Source organism: Streptomyces sp. 12E (assembly GCF_055633275.1).
Genome location: NZ_JBVNCJ010000001.1, coordinates 2,446,968 through 2,470,269, shown reverse-complemented (window position 1 = coordinate 2,470,269; position 23,302 = coordinate 2,446,968). Strand labels below are relative to the sequence as shown.

19 protein-coding genes and 1 pseudogene are annotated in these 23,302 nt (G+C 72.8%); 18 read left to right on the top strand and 2 right to left on the bottom strand.

The annotated features are described in order from the left end of the window. The first annotated feature begins 148 nt into the window (after window positions 1–148). From rplU to ACZ8ZB_RS11570, 8 genes and pseudogenes are all read left to right on the top strand, one after another. Window positions 149–469, top strand: a complete 321-nt coding sequence (gene rplU, locus ACZ8ZB_RS11605) for a 50S ribosomal protein L21 (protein WP_004931419.1) — start codon at window positions 149–151, stop codon at window positions 467–469. Between the two features lie 14 nt (window positions 470–483). Further along, window positions 484–738: a 50S ribosomal protein L27 gene (rpmA, locus tag ACZ8ZB_RS11600; protein WP_003976205.1), complete on the top strand. Its 255-nt coding sequence runs from the start codon at window positions 484–486 to the stop codon at window positions 736–738. 103 nt (window positions 739–841) lie between these two features. Next, window positions 842–2,296, top strand: coding sequence for a GTPase ObgE (gene obgE, locus ACZ8ZB_RS11595; protein ID WP_470737632.1), 1,455 nt, complete (start codon window positions 842–844; stop codon window positions 2,294–2,296). 331 nt (window positions 2,297–2,627) lie between these two features. Next, window positions 2,628–4,178: an alkaline phosphatase D family protein gene (locus ACZ8ZB_RS11590; RefSeq protein ID WP_470737631.1), complete on the top strand. Its 1,551-nt coding sequence runs from the start codon at window positions 2,628–2,630 to the stop codon at window positions 4,176–4,178. Window positions 4,179–5,044: 866 nt separating this feature from the next. Then, a complete protein-coding gene (locus ACZ8ZB_RS11585; RefSeq protein ID WP_470737630.1) occupies window positions 5,045–5,515 on the top strand; it encodes a hypothetical protein in 471 nt (156 codons plus the stop codon). Window positions 5,516–5,740: 225 nt separating this feature from the next. Then, window positions 5,741–7,237: a D-ribitol-5-phosphate cytidylyltransferase gene (locus ACZ8ZB_RS11580; RefSeq protein ID WP_470737629.1), complete on the top strand. Its 1,497-nt coding sequence runs from the start codon at window positions 5,741–5,743 to the stop codon at window positions 7,235–7,237. A gap of 182 nt (window positions 7,238–7,419) precedes the next feature. Continuing rightward, entirely contained in the window at window positions 7,420–9,489 is a 2,070-nt protein-coding gene (locus tag ACZ8ZB_RS11575) for a hypothetical protein (protein ID WP_470741463.1), read from the top strand. A gap of 197 nt (window positions 9,490–9,686) precedes the next feature. Continuing rightward, window positions 9,687–10,204, top strand: a pseudogene (locus ACZ8ZB_RS11570) (glycosyltransferase family 2 protein); the annotation flags it as partial. A 247-nt stretch (window positions 10,205–10,451) separates the two neighbouring features. Here ACZ8ZB_RS11570 and ACZ8ZB_RS11565 read toward each other — a convergent pair. Continuing rightward, the gene (locus ACZ8ZB_RS11565) at window positions 10,452–12,500 is read right to left on the bottom strand and encodes a hypothetical protein (protein WP_470737628.1); all 2,049 of its coding nucleotides are present in this window, start codon (window positions 12,498–12,500) and stop codon (window positions 10,452–10,454) included. Window positions 12,501–12,871: 371 nt separating this feature from the next. On the opposite strand from ACZ8ZB_RS11565, the gene proB reads away from it, so the two are divergent. The 5 genes from proB (at window position 12,872) to ACZ8ZB_RS11540 (ending at window position 17,762) form a co-directional block, all read left to right on the top strand. Beyond that, the gene (proB, locus tag ACZ8ZB_RS11560; protein WP_470737627.1) at window positions 12,872–13,999 is read left to right on the top strand and encodes a glutamate 5-kinase; all 1,128 of its coding nucleotides are present in this window, start codon (window positions 12,872–12,874) and stop codon (window positions 13,997–13,999) included. Window positions 14,000–14,132: 133 nt separating this feature from the next. Beyond that, window positions 14,133–14,600 (top strand): hypothetical protein, encoded by a 468-nt coding sequence (locus ACZ8ZB_RS11555; protein ID WP_470737626.1) that lies wholly within the window; start codon window positions 14,133–14,135, stop codon window positions 14,598–14,600. A gap of 63 nt (window positions 14,601–14,663) precedes the next feature. Then, the gene (locus ACZ8ZB_RS11550; RefSeq protein ID WP_470737625.1) at window positions 14,664–15,950 is read left to right on the top strand and encodes a glutamate-5-semialdehyde dehydrogenase; all 1,287 of its coding nucleotides are present in this window, start codon (window positions 14,664–14,666) and stop codon (window positions 15,948–15,950) included. A gap of 99 nt (window positions 15,951–16,049) precedes the next feature. Continuing rightward, window positions 16,050–16,604, top strand: coding sequence for an SCO2584 family spore wall biosynthesis protein (locus tag ACZ8ZB_RS11545; protein ID WP_470737624.1), 555 nt, complete (start codon window positions 16,050–16,052; stop codon window positions 16,602–16,604). Window positions 16,605–16,691: 87 nt separating this feature from the next. Beyond that, entirely contained in the window at window positions 16,692–17,762 is a 1,071-nt protein-coding gene (locus tag ACZ8ZB_RS11540; protein WP_470737623.1) for an SCO2583 family membrane protein, read from the top strand. Window positions 17,763–17,960: 198 nt separating this feature from the next. On the opposite strand, the gene ACZ8ZB_RS11535 is transcribed toward ACZ8ZB_RS11540, so the two are convergent. Beyond that, entirely contained in the window at window positions 17,961–19,088 is a 1,128-nt protein-coding gene (locus ACZ8ZB_RS11535) for a M48 family metallopeptidase (RefSeq protein WP_470737622.1), read from the bottom strand. 363 nt (window positions 19,089–19,451) lie between these two features. On the opposite strand from ACZ8ZB_RS11535, the gene ACZ8ZB_RS11530 reads away from it, so the two are divergent. The 5 genes from ACZ8ZB_RS11530 to ACZ8ZB_RS11510 all read left to right on the top strand — a co-directional run bounded on the left by ACZ8ZB_RS11530 (window position 19,452) and on the right by ACZ8ZB_RS11510 (window position 23,245). Continuing rightward, window positions 19,452–19,616 carry a hypothetical protein gene (locus tag ACZ8ZB_RS11530; protein WP_470737621.1) on the top strand — a complete coding sequence of 55 codons (165 nt, stop codon included), beginning with the start codon at window positions 19,452–19,454 and terminating at the stop codon, window positions 19,614–19,616. Between the two features lie 61 nt (window positions 19,617–19,677). Beyond that, entirely contained in the window at window positions 19,678–20,316 is a 639-nt protein-coding gene (gene nadD / locus ACZ8ZB_RS11525; RefSeq protein ID WP_470737620.1) for a nicotinate-nucleotide adenylyltransferase, read from the top strand. Window positions 20,317–20,332: 16 nt separating this feature from the next. After that, the gene (locus ACZ8ZB_RS11520) at window positions 20,333–22,042 is read left to right on the top strand and encodes a LytR C-terminal domain-containing protein (protein ID WP_470737619.1); all 1,710 of its coding nucleotides are present in this window, start codon (window positions 20,333–20,335) and stop codon (window positions 22,040–22,042) included. A gap of 94 nt (window positions 22,043–22,136) precedes the next feature. Next, window positions 22,137–22,580: a ribosome silencing factor gene (gene rsfS / locus ACZ8ZB_RS11515; protein WP_470737618.1), complete on the top strand. Its 444-nt coding sequence runs from the start codon at window positions 22,137–22,139 to the stop codon at window positions 22,578–22,580. Next, complete coding sequence (locus ACZ8ZB_RS11510; protein ID WP_470737617.1) at window positions 22,577–23,245, top strand: histidine phosphatase family protein; 669 nt, start codon at window positions 22,577–22,579, stop codon at window positions 23,243–23,245. Before rsfS ends, ACZ8ZB_RS11510 begins: the two co-directional genes overlap by 4 nt. Window positions 23,246–23,302 lie beyond the last annotated feature (57 nt).

Below are 23,302 nucleotides of genomic sequence, written 5' to 3'. Positions count from 1 at the left end.
CTTGACCGTCGGCGTGTCCATCGGGACCGCCACATCCCCGTAAACCTCTTCCTTCCGGGTGCTCCGGTGGCCGGGAGAGGTCGTCCGTGTTCCTGGCCGGGCGGCTGGCCTGCGGGGGTGCCGTTCTTCGAGTGAGAGTGAGATCCGCGTGTACGCCATCGTGCGCAGCGGTGGTCGCCAGCACAAGGTTGCTGTCGGCGACATCGTTGAGGTTGACAAGATTTCCACCGCCAAGGTGGGCGACACGGTCGAGCTCTCGACCCTGCTCGTCGTCGACGGCGACGCTGTGACCAGCGACCCGTGGGTGCTGGCCGGCATCAAGGTCCAGGCCGAGGTCGTGGACCACCACAAGGGCCAGAAGATCGACATTCTGCGCTACAAGAACAAGACCGGCTACCGCCGTCGTCAGGGCCACCGCCAGCAGTACACGGCGATCAAGGTCACTGAGATCCCCGCGGCTGCGAAGTAAGGGACTGAGGAGACATGGCACACAAGAAGGGCGCATCGTCCACCCGGAACGGTCGCGACTCGAACGCCCAGCGGCTCGGCGTGAAGCGCTTCGGCGGTCAGGCCGTCAACGCGGGTGAGATCCTGGTCCGCCAGCGTGGCACCCACTTCCACCCGGGCGCCGGCGTCGGCCGTGGCGGCGACGACACGCTGTTCGCCCTGCAGGCCGGCGCGGTGCAGTTCGGCACCCACCGTGGCCGCAAGGTCGTGAACATCGTTCCGGTCGCCTGACCGGAAGCTTTCGCGAGGCGGACCTCACTTCCCTCACGGGAAGCGGGTCCGCCTTTCGCGTGTTGGGCAAGAGACAACCCCGTAGTAACTGGAGGCACATCCCATGACCACCTTCGTGGACCGCGTCGAACTGCACGTCGCCGCGGGTAACGGAGGTCACGGCTGTGCCTCCGTCCACCGTGAGAAGTTCAAGCCGCTCGGCGGGCCCGACGGCGGGAACGGCGGACGCGGCGGCGATGTGATCCTCACCGTCGACCAGTCCGTGACGACCCTCCTCGACTACCACCACTCCCCGCACCGCAAGGCCACCAACGGCAAGCCCGGCGAGGGCGGCAACCGGTCCGGGAAGGACGGGCAGGACCTGGTCCTCCCCGTGCCGGACGGGACCGTCGTCCTGGACAAGGCCGGCAACGTGCTCGCGGACCTGGTCGGGCACGGGACGTCGTACGTCGCCGCCCAGGGCGGACGCGGCGGGCTCGGCAACGCCGCCCTCGCCTCCGCGCGCCGCAAGGCGCCCGGGTTCGCGCTGCTCGGTGAGCCGGGGGACCTGCAGGACGTCGTCCTGGAGCTCAAGACCGTCGCCGACGTGGCGCTGGTCGGGTACCCGAGCGCGGGCAAGTCGTCGCTGATCTCCGTGCTCAGCGCCGCCAAGCCGAAGATCGCCGACTACCCCTTCACCACCCTCGTCCCGAACCTCGGCGTCGTCACCGCCGGGTCGACCGTCTACACCATCGCCGACGTGCCCGGCCTCATCCCCGGGGCCAGCCAGGGCAAGGGGCTCGGCCTGGAGTTCCTGCGGCACGTCGAGCGGTGCAGCGTGCTCGTGCACGTGCTGGACACCGCCACGCTGGAGTCCGACCGCGACCCCGTCTCCGACCTCGACATCATCGAGGAGGAGCTGCGGCAGTACGGCGGTCTCGGCGACCGCCCCCGCATCGTCGTCCTCAACAAGATCGACGTTCCCGACGGCAAGGACCTCGCCGAGATGGTGCGCCCCGACCTGGAGGCGCGCGGCTACCGCGTCTTCGAGGTGTCGGCCGTCGCCCACACGGGGCTGAGGGAGCTGTCGTTCGCGCTCGCCGACCTGGTGGCCCGGGCGCGGGCCGCCAGGCCCAAGGAGGAGGCGACGCGGATCGTCATCCGGCCCAAGGCCGTGGACGACACCGGCTTCACCGTCACCCGCGAGGAGGTCGACGGGGAGCTGTTGTTCCGGGTGCGCGGCGAGAAGCCCGAACGCTGGGTCCGCCAGACCGACTTCAACAACGATGAGGCCGTCGGCTACCTCGCCGACCGGCTCAACCGCCTCGGCGTCGAGGCGGAGCTGATGAAGGCCGGCGCCCGGTCCGGTGACGGCGTCGCCATCGGCCCCGAGGACAACGCGGTCGTCTTCGACTGGGAGCCGACCGTCACCGCCGGCGCGGAGATGCTCGGCCGGCGCGGCGAGGACCACCGCTTCGAGGCGCCCCGTCCGGCCGCCCAGCGGCGCCGGGACAAGCAGGCCGAACGGGACGAGTCCGAGCAGGCCTACGAGGGCTTCGAGCCGTTCCGGTCGGAGTGACCGCGGGAGGAGGGCGAACACCCGGGTGACCGACGGGTGTTCCGGCCGGCCGTACTGAACGGCGGCCCGGCCGGCCCCACGACGGGACGCCCACCGCGGGAGCCTCCCCGCCCCGAGCGCGCCCGCGGCCGGTGCGGCACCCGTCAGCCCGGCCGTGGCCCGCCGCTCACCCGACGGACCCGTCGTGTCCACGGGACGTTCCCGTGCCGCGGCGGGTTTCCCGTTGTCCTTTTGTTTGTCATGCACGCGCACTTAGGTGTTCAGCGGGCGGACCGCCCGGACCGCGAGCTTCCCCGTGTCCAAGCGTCACACGAGGCAGGGGAGTCAGCCGATGACCGGAGCAGTTCAGCCCGACCGCCGTCGCGTCCTGACCGCGGGCGCCGCGGTGCTCGGCGCCGCCGCTTCCGCCCAGCTGTGGCTGCCGGCCACCGCGCACGCGGCCGAGGCGAAGCTGCCCGAAGGCGTGTTCAGCCTGGGCGTGGCCTCCGGCGACCCGCTCCCGGACGGGATAGTCCTGTGGACCCGGCTCGCCCCGGACCCGCTGAACGGCGGCGGCATGCCCGACCGCACCGTGGCCGTGGAGTGGCAGGTCGCCCGGGACGCCCGCTTCAGGAAGGTCGTCCGCCGGGGTGTCGCCCCGGCCCGGCGCGCGTACGGGCACAGCGTCCACGTGGACGTACGCGGGCTGCGCCCGGACACCACGTACTGGTTCCGCTTCCGCGCCGGCGGGCGGCTCTCGCGCGTCGGCCGCACCCGTACCGCGCCCGCTCCGCACAGCTCCGGCGGCCGTCTGAAGGTCGCGCTGGCCTCCTGCCAGAACTGGCAGCACGGCTACTTCACCCCGTACGCCGACATGCTGCAGCAGGACCCGGACGTCGTGGTGTTCGTCGGCGACTACATCTACGAGTCCGGCCCCTCGGCGACCGGCGTACGGCGCCACGAGGGCACCGGTGAGCCGTACAGCCTCACCCAGTACCGCAACCGGTACGCCCAGTACCGCTCCGACCCGGACCTCGCGGAGATGCACGCCAACGCCCCGTTCGTGGTCACCTTCGACGACCACGAGGTCGACAACGACTTCGCCGGCCAGATCCCGCAGGACCCCGACAAGCAGGCGCACGACCCGTTCGTCGCCCGGCTGACGGCCGCCTACCAGGCGTACTACGAGCACATGCCGGTCCGCGCCACCGCCGTGCCGGACGGCCCGCACATCCGCATGCACCGCCGGCTGGACTTCGGCCGGCTGGCCCGGCTGAACGTGCTGGACACCCGCCAGTACCGCAGCGACCAGGCCACCACCCAGGAAGGCGCCCAGGACCCGTCGCTGACCATGCTCGGGGCCGCGCAGAGGCGCTGGCTGGTCGACGGGCTGCGCCACTCGCCCGCCCGCTGGAACCTGATCGCCTCCCAGATCATGATGGCCGAGACCGACCTCCAGGTCGGCGAGGGCAAGCTCTGGTTCTACGACGCCTGGGACGGCTACCAGGCCGAGCGCAACGCCCTGCTCCAGGAGTTCCGGCGGGTCAGCAACCCCGTCGTCCTCACCGGCGACCGCCATCTGACGATGGTCAGCGACCTGAAGGCGGACTTCGCCGACCCGAGGTCCGCGGTCGTGGGCGCCGAGTTCGTCGGCACCTCCATCTCCAGCAACGGCGACCAGGACCAGACCGCGTTCCGCGCGCAGTGGGATCCGCGGCGCGCGGACAACCCGCACTGGAAGCTGCTCGACGCCCACCGCGGCTACCACCTGTTCGACATCCGCCGGGGCGGCATCGACGCGCGCGTGCGGGTGGTGGACACCGTGGTGAAGCCGCGGGCCACCCCGAGCACGCTGGCGAGCCTCCGGGTGGAGGCCGGTCGGCCGGGCGTGCACCTGGTCTGAGTGGGCCGGGGACGGGTCGCGCGGCCCGGCGCCCGCGGGGTGCCTCCCCCGGAGGGGGGCACCCCCGGCGCCCGCCGGTGCCGCCCACCGCGGACGACCGCCCGCGGTGGGCGGGGGCGGGCACTCAGGTGGGTCCCGGGCTCCTCCCACGGCCTCCTCGGCGAGCCGTCCTGCCGTCCCCCGGCATGGACACCGACCGTACGAGAGAAGAACTCCCGGCCACCGGCGCCGTGGTCCCCCGCTGCCCGCCGGCATCCGCCGGCTGCGCATCGGTCCGCACGAAACCGGCACCACCGCCGTTCAGGGCGCGCTGTCCGCCGCGAAGGAGGAGACGGCGCGGCACGGCGTCGGCTTCCCGGCGCACAGCCGGCACCCGATCGAGGCCGTCCTCGCCGCCTGCGCCCGGCCCGCGACGACGGGGGACACCGTACCCGCCGAGCGGCACCGGCAGCGGCTGCTGGACCGGGTGCGGGCCACCGGGCGGCGCACCTCCGTGCTCAGCGGCGAGTTCTTCGCGGACGCCGAGGACGACACGACGATCGCCCGGATCGTTGAGCAGCTCGGGGGCGACCGGGCGCACGTCCTGGCCGTCCTGCGGCCCCTGGCCCGGATCGTGCCCTCGCAGTGGCAGCAGTACGTCCGGAACGAGCCGTGGCCGGAGCACATGCTCCGCCGGCCCCCGTACGACAGGCCCGCCCCCAGCTTCCGGCGCCGGCACGACCGGCCGGTCGAGCGGTGGGCCGGGGCGACCGGCCCCGGCCGGGTGACCGTCGTCGTGGTCGACGACCGCGACCGGGACGCGCTGATGCGCGCCTTCGAGGCGCTGCCGGGACTGCCGGGGGCTGCTGCGTCCGGTCCCGGAGACCGTGAACCGTTCCCTCACCCTCGCCGAGACCGAAATGCCGCGGAACCTCAACGAGGAATTCCGCGGCAATGGGCTTCCGGAGGAGCTGTATTCGAAGCCGGTGCGGCACGGCGCGACCGCGCATATGAAGAACGCGTGCGGCCCCGCCCCGCGGGACGCGAGGATCCGTACTCCGCCATGGGCCCCGGAGGCCGCCGCCGGGATCGGCGCCGGGACGGCCGCGCGGATCGACGACATGGGCGTGCGGATCCTCGGCGACCCGGCGTCGCCGTCCCGTGCACCGGCGTCCGCGGGGCCGGCGGACGAGCCGGGGCTCACCCCCGGGACGGCCGCGCAGGCCCTGTTCGGGATGCTCACCGCGGTCGCGGCGGCGAACGGCGCCGACGAAGGGCGTACCGTTCACCGGACATCGTCGAAGGAACTCGTGAAGGTCCTCGGTCACCGCTGTCCGAAACGACTGCACCCGCGCTGAGCCGAGCGGGTGGTGTCACGCCTGTCACGCACGGCAATGGCATAACTCCTGTGGAGTTACTCACAAGAATTCACGGTGCGTCCCGGGAACCCTCACCGGGCGCCCGGAGTCCTAGGTGAATGACAGGTGGCGCGCACATATGCGGCGGAGGTCGCTCACCTTGCACTGCGGTAACCACAAGTGGGACCATTTCGAGGTTCCCTGTCGCCCCAAGGTAGGTCACCTGTGTCCCAGCACATAGCCAAGCCCCGTACCACCGCAGTGATCCTGGCCGGCGGTACCGGTCAGCGGGTGGGTCTGTCGATCCCCAAGCAGCTGCTGAAGATCGCCGGCAAGGCAGTCATCGAGCACACCCTGGCCACCTTCGAGAAGGCCGGCTCGATCGACGACATCATCGTGCTGATGGCGCCCGGGTACGTGCCCGACGTCGAGAAGATCGTCGCCAAGGCCGGGTTCACCAAGGTCACCAAGGTCATCGAGGGCGGCTCGACCCGGAACGAGACCACCGAGCGGGCCATCGCCGCGCTCGGCGAGGGCCTGGCCGAGGGCGAGGACCGCAACGTCCTCTTCCACGACGCCGTGCGTCCCCTGCTGTCGCAGCGCGTCATCGACGACTGCGTGACCGCGCTGGAGCGCTACCAGGCCGTCGACGTGGCCATCCCGTCCGCCGACACCATCATCGTCACGCGCACGCACGGCGAGGACGGCGAGTTCATCACGGAGATCCCGGACCGCTCCCGGCTGCGCCGCGGCCAGACCCCGCAGGCCTTCAAGCTGTCCACCATCCGCCGCGCCTACGAGGTCGCCTCCGGCGACCCCAACTTCCAGGCCACGGACGACTGCTCGGTCGTGCTCAAGTACCTGCCGGACGTGCCGATCCACGTCGTGGCGGGCGACGAGTACAACATGAAGGTCACCCAGCCGGTCGACGTCTTCATCGCCGACAAGCTCTTCCAGCTCGCCTCCACCGCCGCCCCCGAGCAGGTCTCCGAGGAGGCCTACCGGCAGCTGCTCACCGGCAAGACCATGGTGGTCTTCGGCGGTTCGTACGGCATCGGCAAGGACATCGCCGAGCTCGCCGAGTCCTACGGCGCCACCGTCTACGCGCTGGGCCGCTCCACCACCGGCACCCACGTGGAGAACCCGGAGGAGGTCGACGACGCGCTGTCCAAGGCGTACGGCGAGACCGGCCGCATCGACTACGTCGTCAACACCGCGGGCGTGCTGCGCATCGGCAAGCTCGCCGAGACCGACAACGCCACCATCGAGGAGGCGCTGAAGGTCAACTACCTGGCCCCGGTGCAGATCGCCCGCTCGGCCTACAAGTACCTCGCCGAGACCGACGGACAGCTGCTGCTGTACACCTCCAGCAGCTACACCCGCGGGCGCGCCGAGTACAGCCTGTACTCCTCGACCAAGGCCGCGATGGTGAACCTCACCCAGGCCCTGTCCGACGAGTGGGCCGGCGACGGCGTCCGGGTGAACTGCATCAACCCGGAGCGCACCGCCACGCCGATGCGCACCAAGGCCTTCGGGCAGGAGCCTTCGGGCAGTCTGCTGTCCTCCGAGGCGGTGGCCAGGACCTCGCTGGACGTGCTGTTGTCCGAGCTCACCGGCCATGTCATCGACGTGAGGCAGCAGGATCCGACGGCGGGCGCGGCGCGGGCCACCGGGTTCGAGCAGGCGCTGGCCGCGGTGCTGGACCGTCAGGACGGCGTGTAATAATTGCCGCCAAATAGCCTTCCGTAATTCAGGCCCCCCCGGCCTCCTGTTCACGTGGTTAGTCGACGGGAGTTCGCGGGGGCCTGAATCCGTACCTCCCGAATTGCGCACAGGCACAAAACCGGCACTCCCCCTTCAAGAGCAGGTTATTCGTGATATCCACCGCTATTCGCGTCGCCCGGGTGGGCAGTGCGGCCGAGCTGGCCGCGGCGGTCCTCATGGTGCTGGGCTTCCCCTGCCTCATGCTGGCCGCGCTCGTCCCGAGCATCCCCGCCTTCGCGGCGGCGGCCGCCGTGACGTACCTGGCGGACCACTATCTGCACCGCAAGGGCAGCTACCTGGTCAGCCGCCTCAGCAAGGTGCGGGCCGGCCTGTCGATCCGCTTCCTGATCCGGCAACTGCTGCTGATCCTGCTGCTGGCCCGCCTGTCCCTCGCGGACAACCTGATCTACTACGGGGCGATCGCCTGCTTCATCGCCTTCTACGGTCTTCAGGCCCCGCACGGCGCGCTCACCACGCTGATCCGCAACCGCCGACGGATGCCGGTCGCCACCCGCAACGTCGACCTGGCCTCCCGCATCCGCATCCCGGACGCGCCGCCGCGCGCACTGCTGAACCGGCCCGCGGAGAAGATGCTCCACCTCGACCTCGCGGCGGTCGTCGGCATACTGGCCGGCGCCGCCCTGGAGTCGGCGGCCATCGGCTACGCCGGCATCGGCGTCACGGTGGCCGCGGGCACCCTGTACGTCCTCGCCCTGCTGCCCTACGCGCGCGGCCGGAGGACCCCGCCGAGCCCGGAGAAGGTGCTGGAGGCGGTCGACGACTGGCTGCGCGAGTACCGCCCGGAGACCGTGCTGTACTTCTCCGGCTCCAGGGACTCCGCCTACCAGGTCAACATGTGGCTGGAGACCATGGAGCAGCTGGACACCCGTCCGCTGGTCATCCTGCGTGAGCGGGTCATCCTGCAGAACCTGGCGCCCACCACGGTCCCCGTCGTCTGCGTGCCCGGAGGGGTGCACCTGATGAACATGGACCTGTCCACGGTGCGGGTCGCGCTGTACGCGGCGAACGTCGGCAAGAACATCCACATGCTGCGCGTGCCCACCATGAAGCACGTCTTCATCGGCCACGGCGACAGCGACAAGCTCGCCAGCGTCAACCCGTACAGCAAGGTCTACGACGAGGTGTGGACGGCCGGCCGCGCGGGCCGCGACCGCTACGCCATCGCCGACGTCGGTGTCCGCGACGAGGACATCGTCGAGGTCGGCCGTCCGCAGCTGGCCCCGATCCGGACCTGGCAGGGCGTCCCCGGCGACCGCATGCCGACCGTCCTGTACGCCCCCACCTGGGAGGGCTGGGACGACAACCCGGGCAACACCTCGATCCTGCTGGCCGGCGAGAACATCGTGAAGAAGCTGGTCGAGGCCGACCCGGCGGTGCGCGTCCTGTACAAGCCGCACCCCTTCACCGGCACCCGCAGCGCGCAGGCGAAGGCCGCCCACCAGCGGATCACCGCGCTGATCGAGAAGGCCGCCGCCGCGCGCGCCGCCGACCCGCGCTTCACCGCCGACACCGCCGCCCAGGCCGAGGCCGGGGCCGAGCTGGCCCGCATCGAGGCCCGGCTGGCCGAGCTGTCCGGCGGCACCGGCAAGGGCGACGAGGCCGAGGCCTCCCGCGACGGGGTGGTCGACGTGGCCCGGCACGAGGAGATCGCCCGGCTGCGCACCGAGTGGAACACCGCGTACTGGCGCTCCTTCCCCGACTGGGAGCACCGCGTCATCACGGGCGCCGAGCCGCGCCTGTACGACTGCTTCAACGTCTCCGACGCGATGGTCTCCGACATCTCCAGCGTGGTCTCCGACTTCATCGCCAGCGGCAAGCCGTACGCCGTCACGGACTCCGCCGAGCTGGGCGTCGAGGAGTTCAAGCGGCAGAACACGGCGGTGCGCGCCGCGGTGATCCTGTCCAACGGAGCGAAGGAGCTCGGCGGGCTGCTCGAGGCGGTCCGCGACCCGGCCGCCGACCCGCTGGCCGAGGACCGCAAGGAGCTCAAGCAGTACCTGCTCGGCCCGGACGAGCCGAAGTCCATCGACCAGTTCAACACCGCGGTCGCCCGGCTCGCGCTGAAGGCCGAGACGCGCAACCTCGGCCAGGAGGCCCGGATCACCACCGGCGGCCCCGACGTGGAGCTGGCGGACGCGGTGCCCGTGCCGCGGACGTCGACGGCCGGTGAGGCGGACAGCGTCGACTGACCGGCCCGACGGGTTCGGCGGGGCTCGGCCCCCCGAGGAGTCGATCCTCGGGGGGCCGAGCCCTTTCGCGTGCCCGCCGACTGCCCTGTGACGTGGGCCACCGAAGCAGGCGTCCGACGCAACTTCCCGACTCGAACCGCCGTCTCACCCGCAGGGAATGAGGCGATACAGGGGAAACACCCTGTGACGAGGGGGAAGTGACCGTGGCGCAGCCCGATGTCACCGTGGTCATCGGGGCGTACGAGGCGATGCCGTACCCGACCGAGTGCCTCGCCTCCGTGGAGGCGCAGACCATCGCCCCGGAGCGCGTCGAGGTCATCGCGGTCGACGACGGCTCGACCGACGGCACGGGGGAGTGCCTGGAGGAGTTCGCGGCCCGCGCGCCGATGCCGGTCACCGTGCTGAGGCAGGAGAACTCGGGCGGCCCCAGCGGCCCGCGCGACGTGGGCCTGGCCAGGGCCGCCGGGCGCTACGTCTTCTTCCTGGACGCCGACGACCGGCTGGGCCCCGAGGCCCTCGAGCGGATGGTCGGCATGGCCGCCGGGCCGGCACCGACGTCGTGCTGGGCCGGATCGAGGGCGTCAACCGGGGCGCGCCGAAGTCCATGTGGGGCAGGACGCTGGAGCGCACCGACGTCTACTCCTCCCCCATCAAGTTCACGCTCAGCGCGCAGAAGCTGTTCCGCCGCTCGTTGCTCGAGCGGCACGGCATGCGCACTTCCGCGACCGCGCGGCGGGCATCCCGACTCCGTGTACCTGGCCCCCCCGCGCGAGGCCCGCGCGGTCCCCGGCTACCGCGGGGGCGGCGTGGACTCCCTGCCGCGCCGCACCGTCCGCAAGGTCCGCCGTCTGCTGACCTCCGTGGCGGCCTGAGCCAGGGCGTGCCGGCCGGATCCCGTCGGGGTCGCGGGGCCCGGCTGCGAGGCACCGCTCGCCGGAGCCGGCCCGATCCGAACGACACCCCTAGACGAGGCGCGGGGCGGCCGGGTTCGTGGTGGTCTCCTGGCGCTGGACGGGGAGCTCCGCGGTGAGGCGCCGGGTGGCGCGGGTCCGGCGGGCCTGGGACGCCGTGCACAGGGCCTGGACGGCCGCGGCGAAGCGCTGCTGGGACGGCGGGTCGGCCGGACCCAGCAGGCGGAGCTTCAACTCCGCGCGGACCCGCGCCAGTCCGTCCTTCTCCGGATCGCGGACCGACTCCAGCAGGGCCGGAACCCCGGCCGCGTCCGGCGTCAGCACCGTCGCCGCCGCCACCGTCGGGAACACCGCGCGGAACGCCTCCTCGGGCAGTCCGCCGGTGTTCACCACCGCGTACGGCTTCCCGCTCGCCAGGAAGTCGCTGATCACGCTCGACACGTCGCTGATCAGCAGGTCGGCGACGTTGAAGCAGGCGTACAGCCCGGGCCGGACGTCCGTGACGACCTGGTGCTCCCACTCCGGCAGCGACGCCCAGTACGCCTCCTCCCAGGCCGCCGTCGCCCGTGCCACCGCCTGTGCCCGGCCCGGCTCCGGCGCGGACTGCACCAGCATCCGCTCGACCTGGTCGGCGCCCGCCCGGAAGGCGGCCGTGGTGAGCCGGTCCAGCTCCGCGGCGCGCCGGGCCGGCTCCCCCGACGGCGCGGGACGCGCCCCGGACCGCTCCCGGTTCGCCGCCCGGATCAGCTCCCGCACGCGCCGGTCGGCGGCGCCCGCCCGCGGGTCCACCGAGCCGGTCAGCGGGTGCGGCTTGTACAGCAGCCGCACCCCCGGGTCGGCGAGCAGCGCCCGCACCAGGTTCTCGCCGGCCGCGACCACCGAGGTGTTGCCCGGGTTGCCGTCCCAGCCCTCCCAGGTCGGCGCGTACAGCACCGTCACGTAGGAACCGGCGGGCGGACCCGCGTACGGGCGCACGGCGTCCAGCTGCGGACGGCCGATCTCCACCACGTCCTTGTCCTCGACCCCCACCTCGGCCAGCGCGTACCGCTCGCGCGCCGCCGGGCCGGCCACCCACACCTCGTCGTACGCCTTCGCGTACGGGTTGCAGGACGACAGCTTGTCGCTCTCGCCGTGGTTGACGAAGGCGTGCTTGATCGTGGGGATCCGCAGCACCTGGGAGGTCTTGCCGGAGTTCGACGGGTGGATGAGCACCTGGAGCGTGGACCGCTCGAGACGCATCAGCGTGGACACCTTCGGCAGGCACACGACCGGGATGTCGGTCGCCGCGATCCTCGGCACCATGAACCGCTCGCGCAGCACGATCACCGGCCGCCCGCCGAGCCCGGCCAGCGGCTCCAGCCACATGTTGGCCTGGTAGGCGGAGGACGGACCGCCGGAGAAGTACAGGCCGACCGTCGGGCGGTACTCGGCCAGCCACGCGTCGAACCAGTCGAGCACCTCCCGCTCGCCCGCCGGACGCCGGCCCGGCAGCAGCCGCAGCAGCAGCGCGCCCAGGCCCGCGGACGTGAGCAGCAGCGCCAGCGCGACACCGGCCGCCGCGTACCGGGCGTCGTCGGTGACCGCCGTCGCCGTCAGCCCGGCCGTGGCGGGCAGGCCGAACACCAGCAGCCGGTGGCCGGGGCGGCGCAGCAGCGCGGCCGGGGCGGGGGACAGGCGCAGCGCCGAGGCGTCGATGTTGCGGGTCAGCACCGGCAGGGTGCGGGTGCGACGGACCAGCACGGACACCGCCTGGACCGTGCAGTGCAGCGCGTAGAAGGCGAGCAGCCCGGCGACCAGCGGGGCGTACTGCGTCTCCCGGTGCTGCTCGCCGAGCCGCAGCAGGCCCACCACCAGCAGCAGGTCGCGCAGCACGTGGCGGACGGTGATGTCCGCGTGCGACTTGGCGAACAGCGCCACCATGCCGGGCTGCCACCGGTACAGCACGCCCTCGACCGCCAGGGACACGGCGGTCGAGGCGAGCAGCAGCGGCACGTGGGGGAGCAGCGCGGCGACGGCCTGCGCGGTGAAGGCGGCCGCCAGAACGGCGAGGACGAGCAACTGGGCGGCGGTCCGCCGCCGGGGGGACGAGGGTTCGGGCACTGCGGTCACTCCAGGGTCGGCGCGGGACGGGCGCCCGGGTTAACGCGCACCGACCTCCGGACGACACGCGGGTGTCCTCGCCGCGGGGAGCGGCCGGGGGTACCGCGCCCCTCCGAACCCTGGCTCGGGCCTCCTGCGGTGCCCGGCGCAGGGGAGCGCCCACCACGCGGCGGGCTCGGCGGTGCACCGGCACGGCCGTGGACCCGCGCGCCCGGCCCTCGCCCGGCGCGCTCCCTCCCCGCGCGCGAGCCGTGACGGCGCGGTGACCCGCACCGGCCCGTTCCGGAAGCTGGAACGACCGAGCGCCGTCCGATCCGCTTCGCGTAGATTGCCTGGTGGGCGATCGATCGACGTGAGGGACGGGCGGCAAGGTGGCAGGGGCGAGGCAGGCCGTGGGCGAGGCGCGCAGGATCGTCGTGAAGGTCGGCTCCTCGTCGCTGACCACCGCGGCGGGCGGTCTGGACGCGGATCGCGTGGACGCGCTCGTCGACGTGCTGGCGAAGGTGCGCAGTGGAGGGGAACGGGAGATCGTCCTCGTCTCCTCCGGCGCCATCGCCGCCGGGCTCGCCCCGCTGGGCCTGCGCCGCCGCCCCAGGGACCTGGCCCGGCAGCAGGCCGCCGCCAGCGTCGGCCAGGGGCTGCTGGTCGCCCGCTACACCGCCTCCTTCGCGCGCTACGGCGTCCGGGTCGGCCAGGTGCTGCTGACCAGCGACGACATGAGCCGCCGCGCCCACCACCGCAACGCCTCCCGCACCCTGGACAAGCTGCTGGCGATGGGCGCGTTCCCGGTCGTCAACGAGAACGACACCGTCGCCACCGACGAGATCCGCTTCGGCGACAACGACCGGCTCGCCGCCCTCGTCGCCCACCTGGTCCACGCCGACCTGCTGGTCCTGCTCTCCGACGTGGACGGCGTCTACGACGGCGACCCGGCCCGCCCCGGCACCTCACGGATCGCCGAGGTCAGGGGTCCCGCGGACCTCGCCCACGTGGAGATCGGCAGCGCCGGCAGGGCGGGCGTCGGTACCGGCGGCATGGTCACCAAGGTCGAGGCCGCCTCGATCGCCGCCGCCGCGGGCGTCCAGGTGGTGCTGACCAGCGCGGTGCACGCCGCCGACGCCCTCACCGGCGGCGACACCGGCACCTACTTCCACCCCACCGGCCGCCGCTCCGCCGACCGGCTGCTGTGGCTCCAGCACGCCTCCACCCCGCAGGGCGCGATCACTCTGGACGACGGCGCGGTCCGCGCCGTCGTCCAGGGCCGCAAGTCACTGCTGCCCGCCGGCATCGCGGGCGTCGAGGGCGAGTTCAGCGCGGGCGACCCGGTGGAGCTGAGGGACGGCGAGGGGCGGGCGGTGGCCCGGGGGCTGGTCAACTTCGACGCCAGGGAGATTCCCCTCCTGATCGGCCGCTCGACCCATGAACTCGCCCGGGACCTCGGACCGGAGTACGAACGTGAGGTCGTACACAGGGACGATCTGGTGGTCCTGCATCCGTAATGTGCCGAAACGCCCGCCCTCGGTGGTGGACGTTCCGCAAAAGTGCCCCGCGATCCCCGGCGGCCTGCTCCACTTTGTTGCGAGGACACATCCGCCCGACCACCGGGTGGGTCCGCGCGTGAAGGAGGCCGTCGTGAGACGAGTGCGCCCGGTGACGACACCGTCTCGCGGTGCCGGCTCCCGTGCGGCCGGCGACGAGCGCGCCCTGAGCGGCGTCGCCGCCGGTGACCGTTTCCAGGACGGCGGCGGACCCCGGGACCTGCCCCGCCTGTGGCACGTGACCCTCAGCGTCTCCGGCGCACCGGCCCCCGCCGCGGAGGTCCGGCGGGCACTGGAACAGCTCGCCCACGACCACCCGTTCCTGCTGACCAGCCGCTACGCCGACGACCACGCGGAGATCCGCTACTGGGAGGAGGCCCGCGACCTGCACGACGCGGCCGCCGTGGCGCTGCGCCTGTGGGGCGAACACCGCCGCACCGCCGGCCTGCCGCCCTGGGAGATCGTCGGCCTGGAGGTCATCGACCGGGCCACCTACCACCAGCGCGTCGCGGCGGGGTACGGACCGGTCCTGGCGACACCCGTCGGAGTCCACCCGTTCTGAGCCCGTGTCTCGGGGTTCGGGATGACCGCGGGCCGGACCCGCCGCCCGCACTACCCTTTTTCCATGACCACGCTCTCGCCGTACGACTCGATGTCCCCGGTCAGCCAGGCCGCCTACCGGGCCAAGGGCGCCGCCGCCACCCTCGCGCCGCTGCCGCGGGCCGCCAAGGACGACGCGCTGCTCGCCATCGCGGACGCGCTGGAGGTCCGTACGAGTGAAATCGTCGAGGCCAACGCCCAGGACGTGGCCAGGGCCCGCGAGGCCGGCACCAGTGAAGGCATGATCGACCGGCTCACCCTCACCCCCGAGCGGGTGCGCGCTATCGCCGCCGACGTGCGGGACGTGGCCGCGCTGCCCGACCCGGTCGGCGAGGTCGTCCGCGGCTCCACGCTGCCCAACGGCATCGACCTGCGCCAGGTCCGGGTGCCGCTCGGCGTCGTCGGCATCATCTACGAGGGCCGTCCGAACGTGACGGTCGACGCCGCCGCCCTCTGCCTGAAGTCCGGCAACGCGGTCCTGCTGCGCGGCTCGTCCTCCGCGTACCGGTCGAACACCGCCCTGGTGGGCGTCCTGCGCGACGCCGTGCACGGCGCCGGGCTGCCCGCCGACGCCGTCCAGCTGGTGCCCGGCGAGAGCCGGGACAGCGTGCGCGAGCTGATGCGCGCCCGCGGTCTGGTCGACGTGCTCATCCCGCGCGGCGGCGCCTCGCTGATCAACACGGTCGTCCAGGAGTCCGTCGTCCCGGTCATCGAGACCGGCACCGGCAACTGCCACGTGTACGTCGACGCGCAGGCCGACCTCGACACGGCGGTGGAGATCCTGGTCAACTCCAAGGCCCACCGGGTCGGCGTCTGCAACGCCGCCGAGACCCTCCTGGTGCACCAGGACATCGCCGCCGAGTTCCTGCCGCGCGCCCTGGACGCCCTCGCCGACGCCGGGGTGACCGTGCACGCCGACGAACGCGTGATGGCGTACGCCAAGGACTCCCGCGCCACCGTCGTGGAGGCCACCACGGAGGACTGGGAGACCGAGTACCTCTCCCACGACATCGCCGCCGCCGTCGTCGACTCCCTCGACCGGGCCGTCGAGCACATCCGGCTGTGGACCTCCGGCCACACCGAGGCCATCGTCACCACCTCGCAGCAGGCCGCCCGCCGCTTCACCCAGTTGGTGGACTCCACCACGGTCGCGGTGAACGCCTCCACCCGGTTCACCGACGGCGGCCAGTTCGGCTTCGGCGCGGAGATCGGCATCTCCACGCAGAAGCTGCACGCCCGGGGGCCGATGGGCCTGCCCGAGCTGACCAGCACGAAGTACATCGTCACCGGCGACGGTCACGTACGGCGCTGACCCGCGCACGCGGGAGGAACGACGGCGGGACCGTCTCACCGGACGGATGAATTTCCATACCGTCTGCCCAAAATGACCCCCCAGGTCTACTCTGGATCCGTGCCGGAGGACGTGGGGGGCACGCCGTTCCGTGACGGCCGGGAGCCCGACGACGACCACGACCGCGGGGTGTCGGACGAAGAGTTCGCCTCCGTGGTCTTCGACGAGGCCTTCGTACGGGCGGCCGAGGTGCACGAGCCGACCGCCGTCGAGCGCCTCCTGGCCGCGGCACAGGCCAGAGCCGAGGCCGAGGCCCGCCGGGCCCATGCGCGCGGCGACCGGTACGACGACGGGTACGGCGGCTGCCGGGGCGATTCCGGCTACGACGACCCGGACGACGCCGAGGACGTCCCGGAGGGCGGCCAGGGCTCTTTGGGCCCGTACGGCAGGCAGGTGCGCTGGCACCGCCCCGTCGCCTGGATGCTCGCCCTGGTGATGGGCGTCGGCATGGTCGCGCTCGCCTTCTCGGCCGTCTACCGGGGAGCGTCCTCCCAGCGCCAGGACCCGGCCCCGCCGCCCACCACCGGCGTGGAGCGGGGCGGCACGGCGGAGCCCTCCGCGTCGGCCGACTACTCGCAGCCGACCGTTCCGGTGATCCCGCGCGGCAGCCCCTGAGACCGGGCGCCGGCCTGGTGAGAACCTGTCAGAACTTGACCCGGGCGGGGCGTTTACCGGAACCTCCCCGGACCTACCCTTGAAGATATGGGAGGGCCTTCGGACCCACCCGAGGGGACGCCCGAGGGAGCCCCCGGAGGTGGAGAGGACGAGTACAGGTCCGTCGTCTTCGACGAGTCCTTCGTCCGCGCTGCCCGGCTCCAGGAGTACTCCGCCGAGCAGCGCATCACCGACCACGCGCCCGCCGTGCGCCGCCGCCCGCCGCGGAGCCGCGGCGGCCTGCCCCGGCAGGCGCTGATCCTGGTCCTGCTGATCGCCGTGGCCTTCGGCACCGCCGTCTACATGGGTGTGCGCCACCCCTACCGGAGCCCCGCCGCCGCACCCGCCGAGCCGCTGCGGATGACCGTCATCCCGCTCGCCCCGCGGGACGAGGTCCCCGGCACCGCCGACGTCGAACAGCTGTACGCGAGCAGTCCGGCGGCGCAGTTCCGGCCCGGAGCCGAGGGGGTGCCGCTCCCGGCGTCCCGGCGCACCGCGCACTTCTCCGACGGCCAGGTGGTGGCCGCGCTGCTCACCGCCAAGGACTACATCGTGCGGTCCGCCCTCGACCCGGGCGTGCTCACCGGCGGCGAGACCCGGCCCGTGCGGGTGCTGCTCGACCCCGGCCAGCTGGACCAGTTCGACCAGAGCTTCGACCGGCCCGCCGCCGACGGACGGCACGCACCCACCGGATGGCTGGTCCGCTTCGACCCCGCCAGCGTGCGGCTGGCGGACCACGGGATCCGGGTCCAGGGCACCATGCGGGCAGCCGAGACCGACTCCGCCACCCTCGAGGTCACCACGGACCACACGCTCGTCTACGCGCTGCGTCCGGCCGGCGCCGACCGGGACGCCGCGGCGTCGCTGTTCACCGTCCGGCGCGAGCTGCACTTCCGCTTCGACCGCGACGACCTGCGCCTGCACCGGGCGGAACTCGTCGTCGCCCGCGTCCAGGCCGGCCCGCTGTCCTGCGCCGAGGACTCCGCCGTCCGGCTGCGCCCGCTGCTGGCGGGCCGGACGGCCGGGGAGACCGCCCCCGCCGGCACCGACCCGTACGCCACGGGCAGCACCCCGGCCCTGTGCGGATCCCTCGCCCCGGGCGCGCAGCCGAAGCTGTGAGCCGGGGCACCGCGTCGTTCCGGCGGGCGGCGCCGTGCCCGTCGCGTACCGCACGGGCCCGCGCGCTCCCCACCCGTCGTCCTCCCCGGGCGCCGCGCGCGGGAGCGGTGGGACATCCCGCGGGGGAGCCCCGGGACGCGGACGGGGAACGCGGGTCCCTGCCGACCGCCGACCGCCGACCCGGGGATCTGGGCGGCCCTACGCGCCGTCGCGTGGCGGCTCGTCACCCTCCGCGCCCGGCGCCGTACCCGGCTCCCGCGGTCCCGGCTTCGGCGGCTTCGGCTCCGAGGACGTGAACCCGCCGAAGCCGCGGCGGACCCGGCCGCCCAGATCCCCGGCACCGCCCGCGATGTCGCTGACCAGCTTCATCAGCGGATCCTTGGAGGTGCGCACCTCGTCCGCGTAGCTGCTCGCCGAATCCCGCCAGGACTCCCGCACCGAGGCGTCCTTGTCCTCCTCACGGCGCGGGTAGTGACCGTCCATGATCCGCTGGAAGTCACGGGAGGCCGCCCACTTCTTCAGCTCGGCCGCCCGCACGGTGGTGAACGGGTGCGAGCGGGGCAGCACGTTGAGGATCTTCAGCACGGAGTCGCGCAGATCGCCCCCCGCCTCGTACTCCTCGGCCTGCTCCAGGAACGCGTCCACGTTCATCTCGTGCAGGTGGTTGCCGCCCGCGATCTTCATCAGACCGCGCATCGAGGCCCGTACGTCCTGGCCGACCAGCAGCCCCGCGCGGTCCGCGGACAGCTCCGACTTGCGGAACCACTCGCGCAGCGCCGTCACGATCGCCATGATCGCGACGTTGCCGAGCGGGATCCACGCGACCCGGACCGCCAGCGACGTCAGGAACAGCAGGACCGTCCGGTACACCGAGTGCCCGGACAGCGCGTGCCCGACCTCGTGTCCGACGACCGCCCGCATCTCCTCCTCGTCGAGCAGCTCCACCAGACCGGTGGTCACCACGATGATCGGCTCGTCCATGCCGATGCACATCGCGTTCGGATTCGGATCCTGCTTGACGTACATCGGCGGGACCTTCTCCAGGTCCAGGATGTAGCAGGCGTCCCGCAGCATGTCGTTGAGGTGCGCGAACTGCCGGTCCGAGACCCGCACCGAGTCGGACAGGAACAGCAGCCGCAGACTGCGCTCGGGCAGCAGACCGCTCAGCACCTTGAACACCGTGTCGAAACCGGTCAGCTTGCGCAGCGCCACCAGCGCGGAACGGTCCGCCGGATGCTCGTACGCCCGCGTGGAGATCCCGGGGAAGCGCCTGCGCTGCCTGCTCGGCACGCTCTCGTGCCCGTTGTGCTGATGGCCGTCGGACATGTGTCCCCCATGTGCGTCTGGGTGACCCTTCGCGGCCCCCTCGTGCGACCCTTCGCTCCCTCGCGGCGAGGCCCGGCCCAGGCGGAGTCGCCGTGGACGGGCGGTGACGGACGACGGGACGGCCGGGGAGGCGCGGGGGGATCCTGCTCCGGGTGCTCCTGATCGTGAGGACGGCGGGCCGGGCGCCCGCCGCGTGGTTCCTGTTGCGTGGCTACAGCCGGAAGGACGATCGAGCGGCGGGGAAGGTTCCTTCCACCCGTCCCCGAGCCCGCGACGGCGGAGTCGGCGTGATCGGCGCGAAGGCGCCCGCTTACGATGAGCCGACGTCTTTGTCCCGCCCACACGCGATAGGTCCTGCCGAAGATGAGCATCCACAGCACCGCTGCCCAGTTCGCCACCCTTGCCGCCGAGGGCGGAGAGCACGGCGGCAACCACGCGAGCCTCAACCCCTACCTCACCGGCGGCGGCGCCCTGTTCGTCCTGCTGCTCCTGCTGTGGATCACCACCCGTTTCAACCGCGACCGCTGAACCTCCCTCCGGCCGCCCTCGCGGACGGGGTCCCCGGGCCGGGCCGGTAGGGTCTGCACGCATGGGAGAGCAGGACATGCCTACCGGCCCCGGCAGCGGCCAGGCGCGGCAGGGCAGGCGCCGTCTCGGCGTGATGGGCGGCACCTTCGACCCGATCCACCACGGGCACCTGGTGGCGGCCAGTGAGGTCGCCGCGCAGTTCCGCCTCGACGAGGTGGTCTTCGTCCCCACCGGCCAGCCGTGGCAGAAGAGCCACCGCGCGGTCTCCGCCGCCGAGGACCGCTATCTGATGACGGTCATCGCCACGGCCGAGAACCCGCAGTTCTCGGTGAGCCGCATCGACATCGACCGCGGCGGCCCCACCTACACCACGGACACCCTGCGCGACCTGCGCGCGCTCAACCCGGACAGCGACCTGTTCTTCATCACCGGCGCCGACGCCCTCGCCCAGATCCTCACCTGGCGCGACAGCGAGGAGCTGTTCTCCCTGGCGCACTTCATCGGCGTGACCCGGCCCGGCCACCACCTGACCGACGCGGGCCTCCCCGAGGGCGGCGTCTCGCTCGTCGAGGTTCCCGCCCTCGCCATCTCCTCGACGGACTGCCGTGCGAGAGTCGCCAAGGGGGCGCCCGTCTGGTACCTGGTGCCGGACGGAGTCGTGCGCTACATCGACAAGCGCGAGCTGTACCGCGGCGAGTGAGCCGAGAGGGGCACCGGTGAACGACCGATACGACGCGGGGTACGGGGCCGACGGGGGCGCCCCGTACGAGCTCGTCGGCTACGACGAGTACGGCCGGCCTGTCTACCGCCAGGCCGCGGACCAGCAGAGCCAGCAGGCCCAGCAGGCCCAGCAGTACGACGGGTACCAGCAGCAGGGCTACGGCTACGACCCGTACCACGCGGGTGGACACCAGCAGCCCTCGTACGATCCCTACGGGACCGGGGCCCCGCAGCAGTCGCAGGACCCGTCCTACGACTCCTACGCCCCCTACGGCACCCAGCAGGGCGGCCACGGCGGCCAGGACGCCCCGTACGACCCCTACGGGCAGACCGCGCACACCGGGCAGCAGCCCCGCGTCACCGAGCAGACCGCGCACATCCCGCAGCAGCCCGGCCCGGCCGACGACGAGCAGGGCCCCGACGGGCCCGCGCCGGAGTACCGCACCGAGCAGTTCGCCTTCGTCGAGGAGCCCGACGGCGACTCGGAGGACGTCATCGACTGGATGAAGTTCACCGAGAACCGCACCGAGCGCCGGGAGGAGGCCAAGCGCCGCGCCCGCAGCCGGATCATCGCCCTCGTCGTGGTGTTCGCCCTGGTCGTGGCCGGCGGCGTCGGCTACCTCTGGTACGCCGGGAAGCTGCCCGGCCTGTCCGGCTCCGGCTCCGGCACGGGCACCACGACGGCCGCGGGCGCGCAGAAGCGGGACGTCATCGTCGTCCACCTGCACGACACCACCGGCGGCGGCACCGCCACCGCCCTGCTCGTCGACAACACCACCACCGAGCGGGGCACCACCGTCCTGCTGCCCAACTCCCTCGCCCTGACGGCCGACGACGGCACCACCACCACGCTCGCCAAGTCGGTCGAGGACGACGGCTCCGAGGGCACCAGGACCGCCCTCGACACCGTCCTCGGCACCGACATCGAGGGCACCTGGCGGCTGGACACCCCCTTCCTGCTCACCCTCGTCGACCTGGTCGGCAACATCGAGGTCGACACCGACACCGACGTGCCCGACCCGGATGCCAAGAAGGGCGAGGCGCCCCTGGTCAGGAAGGGGAAGGGCCAGGTCCTCAGCGGCAAGTCGGCCGTCGCCTACGCCACCCACCGCGGCTCCGGCGAGGCCCAGAACGCCCAGCTGGAGCGGTTCGGGCAGGTCCTGCACGGCGTCCTGCGCAAGATGACCTCCGACCCGGACGCCGCCACGACCACCGTCCAGACCCTCGGGCAGATCATCGAGCCGCCGCTCACCGACAAGGACCTCGGCTCCTTCCTCGCCCGGCTCTCCGACCGCGCCAAGGGCGGCGACCACAGGACCGCCGTGCTGCCCGTGCAGGACGACGGCACGCTCACCGCCCAGGCCAGCGACAGCGTGGTCGAGGACGTCCTCGGCGGCACCGCCAAGAGCCCCGACCCGGACGCCGCCGTCAGTGTCTCCGTGCGCAACGCCACCGGGGTGGACGACCGCACCGAGAAGGCCCGCGTAGTGCTCCTCAACGGCGGCTTCACCTTCCGGGACGCGGGGGCCGCCGGCGCCGCCGAGTCCGCCTCGAAGGTCGTCTACGCGGACGCCGCCGACAAGGAGAACGCCACCGAGGTCGCCAAGACCCTGGGCCTGTCCGCCGACTCCGTCACCAAGGGCGAGGTCTTCGCGAACGCCCGTGTCTCGGTCGTGCTCGGCCAGGACTACGACCCCGGCACGTAGGGCACACGGGGCGCACCCTCCGTCATCGCGTGGGGTGCGCCCGGCGGTCCGTGAGACCCTTGGGGGCAAGTGTCCACCGACCGAAAGCCTCGCAGTGACCGCAACCGACCGTTCCCTCGAGCTCGTCACCACCGCCGCCCAGGCGGCCGCCGACAAGCTCGCGCACGACATCGTCGCCTACGACGTCAGTGACGTGCTGTCCATCACCGACGCCTTCCTGCTGGCCTCCGCACCCAACGACCGCCAGGTCAAGTCGATCGTCGACGAGATCGAGGAGCGGCTCAGCAAGGAGCTCGGCGCCAAGCCGGTCCGCCGCGAGGGCGACCGCGAGGCCCGCTGGGTGCTGCTCGACTACGTCGACATCGTCGTCCACGTCCAGCACAGCGAGGAGCGCGTCTTCTACGCCCTGGAGCGACTGTGGAAGGACTGCCCCGAGCTGGAGCTGCCCGAGGAGGCCAAGGCCACCCGCGGCAAGGCCGCCGAGCACGCGAAGCTCCAGGAGGCCGAGGAGGCCGCACAGCCGGACGGTGAGTGGTGAGCGCCACCGGCGAGGTGGGCGGGGCCGCGCGCCGGGGCCGCCGCATCATCCTGTGGCGGCACGGCCAGACGTCCTGGAACGTGGAGCGCCGCTTCCAGGGCTCCACGGACGTGGACCTCACCGAGACCGGCGTCGCCCAGGCCCGCAGGGCCGCCCGCCTCCTCGCGGGGCTGAAGCCCGACGCGATCGTCGCCTCCGACCTGAAACGGGCCGTGGCCACCGCCGCCGAGCTCGCCGCGCTCACCGGCCTGGACGTCACCCACGACGAGGCCCTGCGGGAGACCTACGCGGGCGTCTGGCAGGGTCTGACGCACGACGAGATCATCGCCAGGTACGGCGACGAGTACACCGCGTGGAAGCGCGGCGAGCCGGTCCGCCGGGGCGGTGGCGAGCTGGAGACCGAGGTCGCCGACCGTGCCGCCCCCGTGGTGCTGCGGCACGTCGAGAAGCTCCCGCAGGACGGCACGCTCGTCGTGGTCAGCCATGGCGGCACCATCCGCACCACCATCGGCCGGCTGCTCGGACTCGCCCCGCACAACTGGGAGAGCCTGGGCGGTCTCACCAACTGCTGCTGGTCCGTCCTCGGCGAGGGCGCCCGGGGCTGGCGGCTGCTCGAGCACAACGCCGGCACCCTGCCGGAACCGGTGCTCGGCGACGACGACTGAGAGCGCTCCGATCCGGCCCCGGGGCGCCCCGGGACCCGGATTTCACTTTCCGGCAGG

What these genes read in the sequence shown, in the direction of transcription:
- rpmA (WP_003976205.1), top strand. Translation starts at nt 484, where the DNA reads ATGGCACACAAGAAGGGCGCATCGTCCACCCGGAACGGTCGCGACTCG.
- obgE (WP_470737632.1), top strand. Translation starts at nt 842, where the DNA reads ATGACCACCTTCGTGGACCGCGTCGAACTGCACGTCGCCGCGGGTAAC.
- ACZ8ZB_RS11590 (WP_470737631.1), top strand. Translation starts at nt 2,628, where the DNA reads ATGACCGGAGCAGTTCAGCCCGACCGCCGTCGCGTCCTGACCGCGGGC.
- ACZ8ZB_RS11550 (WP_470737625.1), top strand. Translation starts at nt 14,664, where the DNA reads ATGACCACGCTCTCGCCGTACGACTCGATGTCCCCGGTCAGCCAGGCC.
- ACZ8ZB_RS11540 (WP_470737623.1), top strand. Translation starts at nt 16,692, where the DNA reads ATGGGAGGGCCTTCGGACCCACCCGAGGGGACGCCCGAGGGAGCCCCC.
- ACZ8ZB_RS11535 (WP_470737622.1), bottom strand. Translation starts at nt 19,088, where the DNA reads ATGTCCGACGGCCATCAGCACAACGGGCACGAGAGCGTGCCGAGCAGG.
- ACZ8ZB_RS11530 (WP_470737621.1), top strand. Translation starts at nt 19,452, where the DNA reads ATGAGCATCCACAGCACCGCTGCCCAGTTCGCCACCCTTGCCGCCGAG.
- nadD (WP_470737620.1), top strand. Translation starts at nt 19,678, where the DNA reads ATGGGAGAGCAGGACATGCCTACCGGCCCCGGCAGCGGCCAGGCGCGG.